Genomic DNA, 12,682 nt, shown 5'->3' on the forward strand with positions numbered 1-12,682 from the left:
AGAATTATGCGTTTCCTTTTGCTTTTTTGATAACTGCTTCAGATATATTGGAAGGTGTTTCTGCATAGTGAGAAAATTCCATAGTAGAGGTTGCTCTACCTGATGAAAGTGTTCTTAATGTAGTTACATAACCAAACATTTCTGATAATGGTACGTCTGCTTTTATAGTTTTAGCGCCATTTCTATCTCCCATGTCGTTTACTTGACCTCTACGACGGTTAATATCACCAACGATATCTCCCATATTTTCTTCTGGTGTAATAACTTCCATTTTCATGATTGGCTCTAATATAATAGCTCCAGCTGCTTTAGCAACTTCTCTATACCCCATTCTTGCAGCTAATTCAAAAGAAAGAGCATCTGAATCGACAGGGTGAAAAGATCCGTCTGTTAAAGTAACTTTCAAACTATCTACTTGGTAACCCGCTAACGGACCAGTTTTCATAGCTTCACGGAAACCTTTTTCTACAGATGGAATATATTCTTTAGGAACGTTACCACCTTTTACAGCGTTAACAAATTGTAATCCTACAGGAACTTTTCCATCAACAGCCTCTGCTGGCTCTAATGTAAATACGATATCACCGAATTTACCACGACCTCCAGATTGTTTTTTGTATGTTTCTCTATGTTGAGCAGTTCTTGTGAAAGCTTCTTTGTATTCTACTTGAGGCTCACCTTGGTTTACTTCAACTTTGAATTCACGTTTCATTCTATCTACAAGGATGTCTAAGTGTAACTCACCCATTCCTGAAATGATAGTTTGACCTGAAGCTTCATCTGTTCTTACTGTAAATGTTGGATCTTCTTCTGCTAATTTAGCTAAAGCCATACCCATTTTATCTACGTCAGCTTTAGTTTTTGGCTCAATAGCGATACCAATTACTGGTGCTGGGAATTTCATTGACTCCAAAATAATTGGGTGTTTTTCATCACACATTGTATCTCCAGTCTTGATATCTTTAAATCCAACTGCCGCTCCAATATCTCCAGCTTCGATATAATCGATTGGATTTTGTTTGTTAGCATGCATTTGGTAGATACGAGAAATTCTTTCTTTGTTACCTGAACGAGTGTTCAAGATATAAGAACCTGCATCTAAACGTCCTGAATAAGCACGGAAGAAAGCTAAACGACCAACATAAGGGTCCGTAGCGATTTTAAATGCTAGAGCTGCGAACGGCTCTTTTACATCTGGACGACGTAAGATTTTAGTTTGATCTTCTTCTAATAAATCAGCATCATCCGGATGAATTCCTTCGATACCTTCTTTATCTAAAGGAGATGGTAAATATTTACATACTGCATCTAACATGAATTGAACTCCTTTGTTTTTGAAAGAAGAACCTGCAATCATAGGAATGATTGCCATGTCCATAGTAGCTGCTCTTAAAGCAATGTTGATTTCTTCCTCAGTAATTGAGTTTTCGTCTTCCATGAATTTCTCTAAAAGATTTTCATCGTAATCCGCAACTGCTTCAATAAGGATAGAACGGTATTCTTTAACTTCTGCATGCATGTCTTCTGGAATAGGCACGATATCGAAAGTAGCACCTAAAGTTTCATCATGCCATACAATAGCTTGATTTTTAACTAAATCTACTACACCTCTAAAATCGTTTTCTTCTCCAATTGGCAATGTGATTGCAACAGCGTTAGATTTTAACATGTCTCTAACTTGTTGACAAACCATTAAAAAGTTAGATCCTTGACGGTCCATTTTATTAACGAATCCCATACGTGGAACTCTGTATTGATCTGCAAGTCTCCAGTTAGTTTCTGATTGTGGCTCAACACCATCCACAGCACTAAATAAGAAAACTAAACCATCCAATACACGTAATGAACGGTTTACCTCAACGGTAAAGTCAACGTGTCCTGGGGTATCAATTATGTTAAAGTGGTAATCTTCAGAAGTAGGCAAAGGTTTACCTTGTTCAGTAGGAAAACTCCATTCACAAGTTGTAGCAGCAGAAGTAATTGTAATACCTCTTTCTTGCTCTTGTGCCATCCAGTCCATTGTTGCAGCACCATCGTGTACTTCACCAATTTTGTGTGATTTTCCAGTGTAGAATAAAATACGCTCTGTTGTTGTTGTTTTACCAGCATCAATGTGAGCCGCAATTCCGATATTTCTTGTAAATTTTAGATCTCTAGCCATTTCTTAATGTATTAAAATCTAAAATGTGAAAATGCTTTGTTTGCTTCAGCCATCTTGTGCGTATCCATTCTCTTTTTAACTGCAGCACCTTCTTCTTTAGCCGCAGCTAAGATTTCGGAAGCAAGTTTTTGAGCCATAGATTTCTCATTTCTTCTACGAGCATAAAGAAGCATCCACTTCATTGCCATAGAGATTTTACGGTCTGGTCTGATTTGCATTGGGATTTGGAATGTTGCTCCCCCAACTCTACGACTACGTACTTCTACGTGAGGCATAACGTTAGTTAATGCATCTTTCCAAACTTCTAATGATGATTTTTCATCATTATTCTTTTTTGCTTCTACGATGTCAATTGCATCATAAAATACTTTGAACGCTGTAGATTTTTTACCATCCCACATTAAGTTGTTTACAAAACGTGTTACCAATTGGTCGTTAAACCTTGGATCTGGTAAAAGAGGTCTTTTCTTTGCTGCTCTTTTTCTCATGTCTTTTCTTTTTGAGTTTTAAAAATTACTTTTTCGCCTCTTTTGGACGTTTTGCACCATACTTAGATCTACGTTGCGTTCTTCCTGCTACACCTGAGGTATCAAGTGCACCACGAACGATGTGGTATCTAACTCCTGGTAAATCTTTTACTCTTCCGCCTCGCACTAATACTATCGAGTGCTCTTGTAGATTGTGTCCTTCTCCAGGGATGTAGGCATTCACTTCATTTCCATTAGTCAAACGTACACGCGCTACTTTACGCATTGCAGAGTTTGGTTTTTTTGGAGTAGTTGTGTAAACACGCGTACAAACACCTCTTCTTTGAGGACAAGAATCTAAAGCAACCGATTTACTCTTCTTAGTGATTTGAGTTCTTCCTGTTCTTACTAATTGTTGAATAGTTGGCATAATTAAATACTAAAAATTACTTGTTTATAAAATTCCCGCTTTTTACGGGGTTGCAAATGTAGTACTTTTTTTCTAATAAAAAAATCATAATCGATTAATTTTCAATAAGATTTCTCGCTTTTAAAATTTATATATTAAAATAGTATTATTTGCGTTATTTTTACAACGATAACAAAAATTCAAATGGTTGGCTCTCTAGCCCCGATTGAAGCAAGTATCCTTTTTATTTTTTAGTTGAAGCGTCTGGATTAAAGTAGATGTTGTAAAAAATAAAAAGATACTGCGAAAAGCGGGAATTGCCTTTACGGATAAAGCCAAATGTTTCGCTCCTAAAAACAATACAATTGCATAGATTTCTTTACTTTTTACTTTTTTTAATTTCCCTGAATGGCTTTGGGCAGCGACTGCATTTGAAAATTGTTGGGAAGAATGATTTGCAAACTAAAGTTATCGATTCGGTTGGTTATACGAAATTATTTGGGAATGCGAAGGGGATTTTGGATGAGACGAATTTTTTTTCGAAAAAGTTGCTGCAGGCTGGTTTTTTAGAGCAGGAGGTTTTGGAAAGCAGAAAACAAAATGACAGTACTTTTTTGTACTTATATAACGTAGGCGCAAAAACAAATTTTGTACATATATATATAGGTACGAATTTGGAGGCTGAAAATTGGAATTTATACACCGTGAAAAACGATACTTTGAAATTGCCTTTTGGCGAAAGTGAAGCGTTCTTAAATTCGACTTTAAAAAAATTGGAAGCCAAAGGGTTTTCGATGGCGAAGGTGCAATTGACGAATCTGAAAAAACATGCCAATTTTGTAAGTGCCGATTTGAAAGTGACTTCAGACAAAAAACGACAGTGGAACGATATTGTAATTAATGGGTACGATAAATTTCCGGAAGGACATAAAAATAACTTGAAACGGTTGTACAAGAAACGGGTTTTTAATCAGGAGAATTTAGAGAAATTGTATAAAGATATTGCGCAGTTTCCGTTTGTAAAACAGACTAAATATCCAGAGATTTTGTTTACTAAAGATTCTACTAAGGTTTTTGTGTATTTGGAAAAAGCGAAGTCCAATACTTTTGATGGTTTTATAGGATTTTCTAATGATGAAAACAAGAAGGTGATTTTTAATGGGTATTTAGATTTGACTTTGAATAATGCCATGAACAGTGGCGAGAAGTTGGCGCTGTATTGGAAAAGCAATGGCAAGAACCAAAAGACGTTTCGTGTGGGAGCCGAAATTCCGTATGTTTTTAAAAGTCCGATTGGAATGAAAGTGCAATTGCATATTTTTAAGCAGGATAGTACGTTTCAGAATACGCAAACAGCAATTGATTTTGGGTATTATTTTAAATACAATACTAGGTTGTTTTTGGGCTACCAATCGGCAGAATCGAGCGATATAAAAAATAGCAATACTTTGTTACTAAGCGATTATAAAAATAAGTTTTACACGAGTAATTTTGAATTTGTAGAATATAAAGCAGACGATTATTTGTTTCCTGAAAAAAGTAATTTTACTATTAAAATTGGAACCGGAAGGCGGGATTCCAAATTTCAAAACAACAGCCAGTTTTTTGGAAGTGTGAATTTAAGTCACAACTTTTATTTGAATGCGAAAAATATACTTAACATAAAAAGTCAGAATTATTATTTACAGAGTGACGAATACATCTTGAATGAGTTGTATCGCTTTGGCGGTATTAATTCTATTCGTGGCTTTAACGAAAATAGTTTGCAAGGAAATATGTTTTCTTCGGTACTTACTGAATACCGTTATGTACTTTCCTCAAGTATCTATGTGCACTCTATAATAGACTACGCCTACTTTCAAGATAATACTACCAACTTAAAAGGCAATCTTCTAGGCCTTGGTTTTGGTTTTGGACTGCTTACCAAAAATGGACTGTTCAATTTAGTATATGCTAATGGAAGTGCGAAAGACCAAGCGATAAAACTATCTAATTCTATGGTGCATATTAGTTTGAAAGCAAGCTTTTAAAAGAAACATTTATTAAATGTTATAAAAATGTTAATTATTGTTTGGATTTTAAAAAAAAAATAAAGTAATTTGTTTTTTATATAAACCTAATAAATGTAACATGAAGAAAAAACTACACGGATTAATAATGCTCTTTTTTGCATTATTAGTGCAAATTACATTTGCACAAGAAAGAACAGTTACCGGAGTTGTATCAGACAATAATGGCTTGCCTTTGCCTGGAGCCAATGTTAATATCAAAGGAGCAAAAACAGGAGTTTCTACTGATGTTGATGGTAAGTTTTCAATTAAGGCAAACGCAAATCAAACTTTAGTTTTTTCTTACGTCGGAATGAAAAACCAAGAAGCTTCTGCATCATCTACAAACATAAAAGTAAAAATGCAATCAAATGCAACAGAACTTGAAGGTGTAGTAATTACTGGAGCATTAGGAGTTAAAAAGAAAGAAAAAGCTGTTACCTATGCCGTTCAATCAATAAAAGGGGAGGCAATGACAGAGGCTAGAGAGTCTAATATAGTTAATGCGCTTTCTGGAAGAATTGCAGGGGTTCAAGTTACAAATTCTTCCGGAGCCGTAGGGTCTTCATCAAGAATTGTATTAAGAGGAGCCTCTACAATTACAGGTGATAATCAAGCGCTTTTCATTGTGGATGGTGTTCCCTTTGACAATTCAAGCTCAGGAAATGCTGGATCTTCCGGTGGTAGAGATTTACCAAATGGGGCAGCTAGTATTAATCCTGATGATATTGAATCTATTAGTGTTCTTAAAGGGCCAACTGCAGCAGCTTTATATGGAATTAGAGCAAGTAAAGGTGTAATTTTAATCACGACAAAATCCGGAAAGAAAAACGGAAAATTTGAAGTTGCATTTAATTCAAATATAACCTTTTCAAATCCTTTAAGATTACCAAACTATCAAAATTCTTACGGACAAGGTCCTACATCGAATTATTTTGAATATGTTGACGGTGCTGGAGGTGGTTATGGAGATGGTGTTGATGAAAGTTGGGGTCCAGCTTTAGACCGAGGTCTATCCTTTGTTCAATGGGATTCTTATAAAGTAGGCGGAGCTCCTCTACCATGGGTTTCTCACTCAGACAACGTGAAAAATTTCTATCAAACTGGAGTTGATATTTCTAATAGCGTTTCTCTATCTGGAGGAGGAGAAAATTCAAAATATAGAATTTCCTTCGGGAATTCAGATCAAAAAGGTATGATTCCTTTTACAGATTTTAAAAAATTCAATGTTGGATTTAATGGCAGTATGCAATTAGGAAAAAATCTAACCGCTGGTACAAATTTAACTTTTTTCAACAACAAAAGTAACAATCTACCAATTGTTGGTTATACAAATGAAAATATGGTTCAACAATTTATTTGGTCAGCAAGAAATGTAAATTTTAGCGACTTAAAGGATTGGAGAAGTTTACCGCTCGCACCGGCAAATACAGCAGCTGCAGGAACACCATTAAATTGGAATAATGTATATCAAAACAATCCATATTGGCTTCTAGAAAAAAATAAAAACACTTTCAACCAAGATAGAATAAATGGCAGCGTGTTTTTAAATTTTAAATTTTCTCCAAATTTATCAATAAACGGAAAACTAAGTTTAGATAGTTATTCTCAATTAGAAGAAGAGAAAAAACAAATTGGAACTAATGAATACAAAAATGGTTACTATTCAAATGTAAATAGAAGATACAACGAGATTAATGCTGAAACTATTTTGACATACGATAAAAAATTAGGTGATGACTTTAATATTATATTAAATGCTGGTATGAATTCATTAAAAAGAGTTCAATCAAACACAATTGGGTATTTAGATGGTGGTCTTGAAATTCCTGAGTTGTTTACATTATCCAATATTAAATCCGGAACTACTCCTAAAATATTTAGTAATTATTACGAACAAAGAATAAATAGCGTAATGGCTTTTGGTACTTTATCTTATAAAAATTATGCCTTTTTAGATTTTACCGGAAGAAATGATTGGTCAAGTATTTTGCCAAGTCAAAACAACTCCTTCTTTTACCCTTCAGTTTCTGGATCATTGATTTTATCTGACGTTTTGGGATTTACTGACTCAAAAATTAATTACTTCAAATTAAGAGGAGGTTGGTCTAAAGTAGGTGGTGTTGGACCATTAAGTGAATACAAATTAAACAAAACCTACAGCTTAGCTAATGGTGGTTTTGGTACTCAAGCAGATATTTCGGACACAAGATGGAATCCAAATATTAAACCCGAATCAACAACTGGTGTTGAATTTGGTTTTGATGTTAATGCGTTAAAAAACAGAATTAGATTAGCCGCAACTTATTATAACCAAAAAGGGGAAAATTTGATTTTACCAGGTCAAATAGATGCTGCCACAGGTTATACAAAACAATGGGACAATCTAGCTGTAATGACAAATGAAGGTATTGAATTGCAATTAGGAATAACTGCAGTAAAAACTAAAGACTTTTCTTTTGATATAGACTTGAATTTTGCAAAAAACAAAAATACTGTTAACAGCTTAGGATCTGCAGATTCTTACACCCTTGGTGGACAATGGGGAATGGAATTACAAGCTAGACCAGGGCAATCCTATGGTTCAATTGTTGGTTTCCCATTTTCAAGAACAAGTGATGGACAAGTAATATTTGAAAACGGTCTTCCTAAAGTTAACAATTCAGAGCTTGCTGTTTTAGGTAACATCACTCCAGATTGGACTGGTGGAGCTAATTTCACTTTTAAATACAAAGGCTTGGATTTAGGCTTTTTAATTGATGCTAAAATTGGAGGAGATTTATTTTCCATGACTTACATGTGGGGAAGATATGCTGGAACTCTAGACGAATCATTAATTGGTCGTGAAACGGGTGTTGTTGGAAACGGTGTAAAGTCTGATGGTTCTGGTGGATATGTACAAAACAATGTAGTTGTTGGTGCGAAAGATTTTAATCAATTTGCATATAGTTATTCAAACTTTACAGAAAGTGGAATATTTGATGCAAGTTATGTTAAATTAAGACAAGTAAGTATCGGATATTCTTTCCCTAAAAAATTACTAAAAGGATCTTTTGTGTCAGATTTTAAAGTTTCATTAGTAGGCAGAAATTTAGCACTATTATATAAAAATGTTCCACACATTGATCCAGAAACCGGATTTAGCAATTCAAATGGTGAACAAGGTCAAGAATTTGGTCAATTACCTTCAGCTAGATCTTTAGGGTTTAATATTAATGTTAAATTTTAAAAAATGAAAAAAATGAAAAAAATAATTTATCTTTTTATTGCTACTATAGCTATGGCTGTAGTTAGCTGCGATAACAAGTTTGAAGAAATAAATGTTTCACCAAACGAATCGCCAGTTACAGATCCTAATTTATTATTATCTAAAACTATTACTACCACTCAAAACACATTATACAATATGCAAGTTGGTGGAGATATGGGGCTTTGTTGGGCACAACATATGTCTAAAGTTCAATATAATGATGAGGAAAAGTATATTCCAAGAAGAGCGCTTATGAATGCAGTATGGACTAATCTTTACGCAAGTGTTATTAATGAATCAAAGTCAACTTATGAATTAGCAGGTGCCAAAGGAAATACAAACCTACAAGCTGCATCATTAGTAATGGAAGCAAATGCTTTTCAAATATTAACAGACGTGTTTGGACCAATTCCGTTTTCTGAAGCAATTACTTCTGGAATAGACAAACCTAAGTTTGATAGTCAAGAGGCTGTCTATGATGGAATATTAGGATTATTAACTGAAGCTGACGCACTTTTTGCTAATGGTACTGGAACAATAACTCCTTCTGCAGATTTACTATATGGTGGTGATGTTGTAAAATGGAGAAAATTTGCGAATTCACTTAAACTAAAAGTACTAATGAGAATTTCTGGAAAAAGAAATGTATCAACTCAAGTTTCTGCTTTAGTATCTAGTGGATTATTAATGACATCAAATAGTGATTCCGCTCAATTAGCATACAAAGCTAGTCAACCAGATGCAAATCCAATTTATGAAACGATAGTTTACAGTACAAGAAGTGAATATAAAGTTAGCTCTATACTTATAAATTCATTAACAACTATTAATGATCCAAGAAAAACTGTTTATGCAAAAGTGAATGATGCTAATGCCTATGTAGGAAATATTCCTGGAGTTGAAAACCCAGGTAATTATAATGGATTTTCATCTCCTGGTGATCTTTATTTAGATCCAACTTTGCCAGGTGTAATATTATCTTATGCTCAAGTTGAATTACTATTAGCAGAAGCTGCAAATAATGCAATTATTCCTGGTGGCAACTCAGCAGCTCTAACACATTATAATAATGGTATTACAGCTAACATGGCGTTTAATGGCGTTTCTGCATCAGCTATATCTACATATTTAGCACAACCAAGTATTAGCTTTTCTACTTCAATAGAAGGTAAATCAAAAATAGGAACACAGGTTTGGTTGGCTTTATACGGACAAGGTATTGAAGCCTGGACGGAATGGAGAAGAACAAAATATCCAGTATTAGCTCCGGCTGCAAATGCTGCAATAAGCCAAATTCCTAGTAGATTCTACTATTCAACAGACACTCAAAATACTAACCAAGCCAACTATCAAAGTGCTGTTTCCACATTAAGTAATGGAGATTCAATGCTTTCAAAAGTTTGGTGGATGAACTAATTTAAAAACATGAAAAACATGAAAAATATTAAAAAAATATTAGTAACTTTTTCTTTACTTGGGTTAATATTCTCGTGTACAGAAAATAATACTGACCTGCTTACTGGAAATAAAGATGAAGGAGGCTTATTAACAGTTAAAAACAATTTAATTGGTTATGTAGTTGGAAACGGAAATACATTTCAATATAAATCAACTGTAAATGCATTTCAATCTACTGTTAAAGTAATATCAGTTGCTGTTTATAAACAGTTTACAAATACAAATGGTATTAGTTCTAACAAAACATTACTTGGAAACTATTCTTGTCCAACTATTAGTCAAAGTGTTAATTTAGAGCTAAATTTTACTTATCTAGAATTAATAAGTGGATTAACCGTAAGTGGAAGTCCTATACCATCCGATGATACCTTATTAAACATTGGTGACTACTGGACGTTAACTTATGTTACAACAACAGATGATGGGCAAGTACAGGAAAATACAAGTTCAACAAAAGTTGCTGTAGGAACAAGATTTGCAGGGAATTACAAATGTATTTCTGCCCTATATTATAGAATAGGAGTATTAACAGCTTCAACTGCTGACTGGCCTGCTGTAACTACAATTGAATCTGTGAATTCAACAACTTATAGAGTAAAAAAATATTTTGGTTATTTTACAAATACAAGTACAGCAACTGGGGGTGATTTTTATTTTACCATTGATTCAAATGACAATATCTCATACCCAGCAACAACTCCTGATGGTGTTCCACAGGAAGGTAATACTCTTCCATTTATTTCATGTGCAAGCAATCCAAATCAAATGACAAATGTAAATTGTGGAAATTCAAATTTTGTCACAAGAGATAATGTAAATGGGAAGGACAAACTTACAATGTCTTTTGGATACTTAAATCCTTCTACTGGACCAAGAGAGTTTTATCAAGTTATGGAAAAAATTGTTGAATAATAAATTATAAAAAAAATGAAAAAAATATTAAATATTAAATTTCTAAGTGTAATCTTATTATCCGCATTTTTATCTAGTTGTGATAATAAAGATGATGCTACTGGATATAGTAAACTTGAAGTTGCATCTGATGTAGTTGCTACAGTAAGCTTAATATCTCCACTAACAAGCTCTCAGACAGTACGAGAATCGGATGCAAATATATTTACTTATAAAATCACATTAAATAAACCTCAATCTGTAGATATTCATATTTCTGTTAGTCAATCAGCAGGGACAGCTACTGATGAAGATGATTTCAAATTTGATAAAGAAATTATTATTCCAGCTTACTCAACAGTAGGCACTGGAACAATATCAATTCTAAACGACGATTTACAAGAGGGCGATGAAACATTTACTATAAAAATAGGAGGTGTAAACACATCTAATACTGTTTTAGTAACAACTTTAATAAATTTCACCATTTTTGATTGCTTCTTAAATTATACACTAGCAGGAACATATCAATACTCTACTACTAATTGTTCTGCTCCAACCGGAGAAACAGCAACAGGTCCTATAACAGGAACAGTGTCATTTACTGAAGTATCAACTGGATTATATGACATCGATGATGCTTCGTTTGGTGGTTGGACAGGATTATATGGCCCATCTGGCGGTGTTGCAACAGGGATTCAATTATCGAATTTATGTGGCACAATTTCTTTTATAGGAATGGACCAGTATAATGAAGTATTTACAATGACTAATTTAGTAATCAACGGTACTTCTTTATCTTTTCATTGGGCAAATGACTATGGAGAATATGGAGATACGACTTTAACTAGAACAGATGGAACTAATTGGCCTCAATTATCTCTGTAAGAAATAAAATTATTTATAAAAGAAACCGTCACTAAAATTATTTACTGACGGTTTTTTGTATCTTTGCACCATGGAAAAAGAGAACCAAATCTTCGGGATTAGAGCAATTATAGAGGCTATAAATGCAGGGAAAGAAATAGATAAAGTATTCGTGCAAAGCGATGCTCAAAGTGAATTGATGCAGGAATTGATGAAAGCGATGAAAAAAAATAGCATCAATTTCTCATACGTTCCCGTTGAAAAATTAAACAGATTAACTCCTAATAATCACCAAGGCGCCGTGGCAACCATTGCTCCTATTTCGTTTGTGAAACTAGAAACTTTAGTAGATAGCGTGGTGGAAAGCGGAAAAATGCCGTTGTTTTTAATCTTAGACCAATTGAGTGACGCTCGAAATTTTGGCGCCATAATAAGAACCGCTGAATGTACAGGAGTTGATGGAATTATTGTACAAAAAACAGGATCAGCGCCGGTGAATGGCGATACGGTAAAAACTTCTGCTGGGGCGGTTTTTAATGTGCCTATTTGTAAAGTAGATCATATTAAAGACGCTATATTTTACCTTCAAGGAAGCGGTATCAAAACCGTAGCCGCTACTGAAAAAACAGAAGATACCATTTACAGCATCAATCTTAACGAACCTATAGCAATCATTATGGGTAGCGAAGACCGAGGCATCAATCCATCAGTTTTAAAAATTGTAGATGCCAAAGCCAAATTACCTATGTTTGGAACAATTGGTTCGTTAAATGTTTCCGTAGCATGTGGTGCGTTTTTATATGAAACGGTTAGACAGAGAGGTTAAAAGCATCTTCAATCGGCCTAGAAATAACAAAAAAGTTATTTCCAATCTATTTTATTCCAAAAATGAATCTTGGTGGCTCATTGGTTTTTCAATGCTATTAACTAGTGGTCTAATGATAGAACCACAGATGATTTGTTCGTCTTTGCTAAAAGGACAACTATCAGACATGTGGTTGTATTGGAGCGCCGGTATTGGATCGGCTTTTAGTGTATCGTTCTTTGCTCATTTATGGAGAAAGGTTCCTGTAAAAACCGAAAATGAGTTCCTGTTTTTTAGGTATTCTGGCTAAGGAGCCTTGATACTGC

The 12,682-nt window shown here is 34.2% G+C and carries 10 protein-coding genes; 7 read left to right on the plus strand and 3 right to left on the minus strand.

The window, feature by feature from the left end; all coding sequences use genetic code 11:
* Positions 1-4: 4 nt before the first annotated feature.
* The 3 genes from fusA to rpsL are packed head-to-tail and all read right to left on the minus strand — an operon-like array spanning position 5 to position 3,058.
* Complete coding sequence (fusA, locus tag ACIQ2J_RS06875; protein WP_396167859.1) at positions 5-2,161, minus strand: elongation factor G; 2,157 nt, start codon at positions 2,159-2,161, stop codon at positions 5-7.
* 11 nt (positions 2,162-2,172) lie between these two features.
* Complete coding sequence (gene rpsG, locus ACIQ2J_RS06880; RefSeq protein WP_396167862.1) at positions 2,173-2,649, minus strand: 30S ribosomal protein S7; 477 nt, start codon at positions 2,647-2,649, stop codon at positions 2,173-2,175.
* Positions 2,650-2,674: 25 nt separating this feature from the next.
* A complete protein-coding gene (gene rpsL, locus ACIQ2J_RS06885) occupies positions 2,675-3,058 on the minus strand; it encodes a 30S ribosomal protein S12 (RefSeq protein ID WP_007136570.1) in 384 nt (127 codons plus the stop codon).
* A 344-nt stretch (positions 3,059-3,402) separates the two neighbouring features.
* On the opposite strand from rpsL, the gene ACIQ2J_RS06890 reads away from it, so the two are divergent.
* The 7 genes from ACIQ2J_RS06890 (at position 3,403) to ACIQ2J_RS06920 (ending at position 12,666) form a co-directional block, all read left to right on the plus strand.
* On the plus strand, positions 3,403-5,067 hold the full coding sequence (locus tag ACIQ2J_RS06890; RefSeq protein WP_396167864.1) for a hypothetical protein: 1,665 nt from the start codon (positions 3,403-3,405) through the stop codon (positions 5,065-5,067).
* Positions 5,068-5,167: 100 nt separating this feature from the next.
* Positions 5,168-8,314 (plus strand): SusC/RagA family TonB-linked outer membrane protein, encoded by a 3,147-nt coding sequence (locus ACIQ2J_RS06895; RefSeq protein ID WP_396167868.1) that lies wholly within the window; start codon positions 5,168-5,170, stop codon positions 8,312-8,314.
* Between the two features lie 12 nt (positions 8,315-8,326).
* The gene (locus tag ACIQ2J_RS06900) at positions 8,327-9,751 is read left to right on the plus strand and encodes a SusD/RagB family nutrient-binding outer membrane lipoprotein (RefSeq protein WP_396167870.1); all 1,425 of its coding nucleotides are present in this window, start codon (positions 8,327-8,329) and stop codon (positions 9,749-9,751) included.
* 18 nt (positions 9,752-9,769) lie between these two features.
* A complete protein-coding gene (locus ACIQ2J_RS06905; RefSeq protein ID WP_396167872.1) occupies positions 9,770-10,705 on the plus strand; it encodes a hypothetical protein in 936 nt (311 codons plus the stop codon).
* Between the two features lie 15 nt (positions 10,706-10,720).
* A complete protein-coding gene (locus ACIQ2J_RS06910) occupies positions 10,721-11,572 on the plus strand; it encodes a hypothetical protein (RefSeq protein ID WP_396167875.1) in 852 nt (283 codons plus the stop codon).
* Positions 11,573-11,642: 70 nt separating this feature from the next.
* Positions 11,643-12,377: a 23S rRNA (guanosine(2251)-2'-O)-methyltransferase RlmB gene (rlmB, locus tag ACIQ2J_RS06915; protein WP_396167878.1), complete on the plus strand. Its 735-nt coding sequence runs from the start codon at positions 11,643-11,645 to the stop codon at positions 12,375-12,377.
* Positions 12,378-12,489: 112 nt separating this feature from the next.
* Positions 12,490-12,666: a hypothetical protein gene (locus ACIQ2J_RS06920; protein WP_396167880.1), complete on the plus strand. Its 177-nt coding sequence runs from the start codon at positions 12,490-12,492 to the stop codon at positions 12,664-12,666.
* Positions 12,667-12,682: the final 16 nt, after the last annotated feature.

The sequence above is a fragment of the Flavobacterium sp. genome (assembly GCF_044357305.1).
GTDB lineage: Bacteria > Bacteroidota > Bacteroidia > Flavobacteriales > Flavobacteriaceae > Flavobacterium.

What these genes read in the sequence shown, in the direction of transcription:
- rpsL (WP_007136570.1), bottom strand. Translation starts at nt 3,058, where the DNA reads ATGCCAACTATTCAACAATTAGTAAGAACAGGAAGAACTCAAATCACT.
- ACIQ2J_RS06905 (WP_396167872.1), top strand. Translation starts at nt 9,770, where the DNA reads ATGAAAAATATTAAAAAAATATTAGTAACTTTTTCTTTACTTGGGTTA.
- ACIQ2J_RS06895 (WP_396167868.1), top strand. Translation starts at nt 5,168, where the DNA reads ATGAAGAAAAAACTACACGGATTAATAATGCTCTTTTTTGCATTATTA.
- fusA (WP_396167859.1), bottom strand. Translation starts at nt 2,161, where the DNA reads ATGGCTAGAGATCTAAAATTTACAAGAAATATCGGAATTGCGGCTCAC.
- rpsG (WP_396167862.1), bottom strand. Translation starts at nt 2,649, where the DNA reads ATGAGAAAAAGAGCAGCAAAGAAAAGACCTCTTTTACCAGATCCAAGG.
- ACIQ2J_RS06900 (WP_396167870.1), top strand. Translation starts at nt 8,327, where the DNA reads ATGAAAAAAATAATTTATCTTTTTATTGCTACTATAGCTATGGCTGTA.
- ACIQ2J_RS06910 (WP_396167875.1), top strand. Translation starts at nt 10,721, where the DNA reads ATGAAAAAAATATTAAATATTAAATTTCTAAGTGTAATCTTATTATCC.
- rlmB (WP_396167878.1), top strand. Translation starts at nt 11,643, where the DNA reads ATGGAAAAAGAGAACCAAATCTTCGGGATTAGAGCAATTATAGAGGCT.
- ACIQ2J_RS06920 (WP_396167880.1), top strand. Translation starts at nt 12,490, where the DNA reads ATGATAGAACCACAGATGATTTGTTCGTCTTTGCTAAAAGGACAACTA.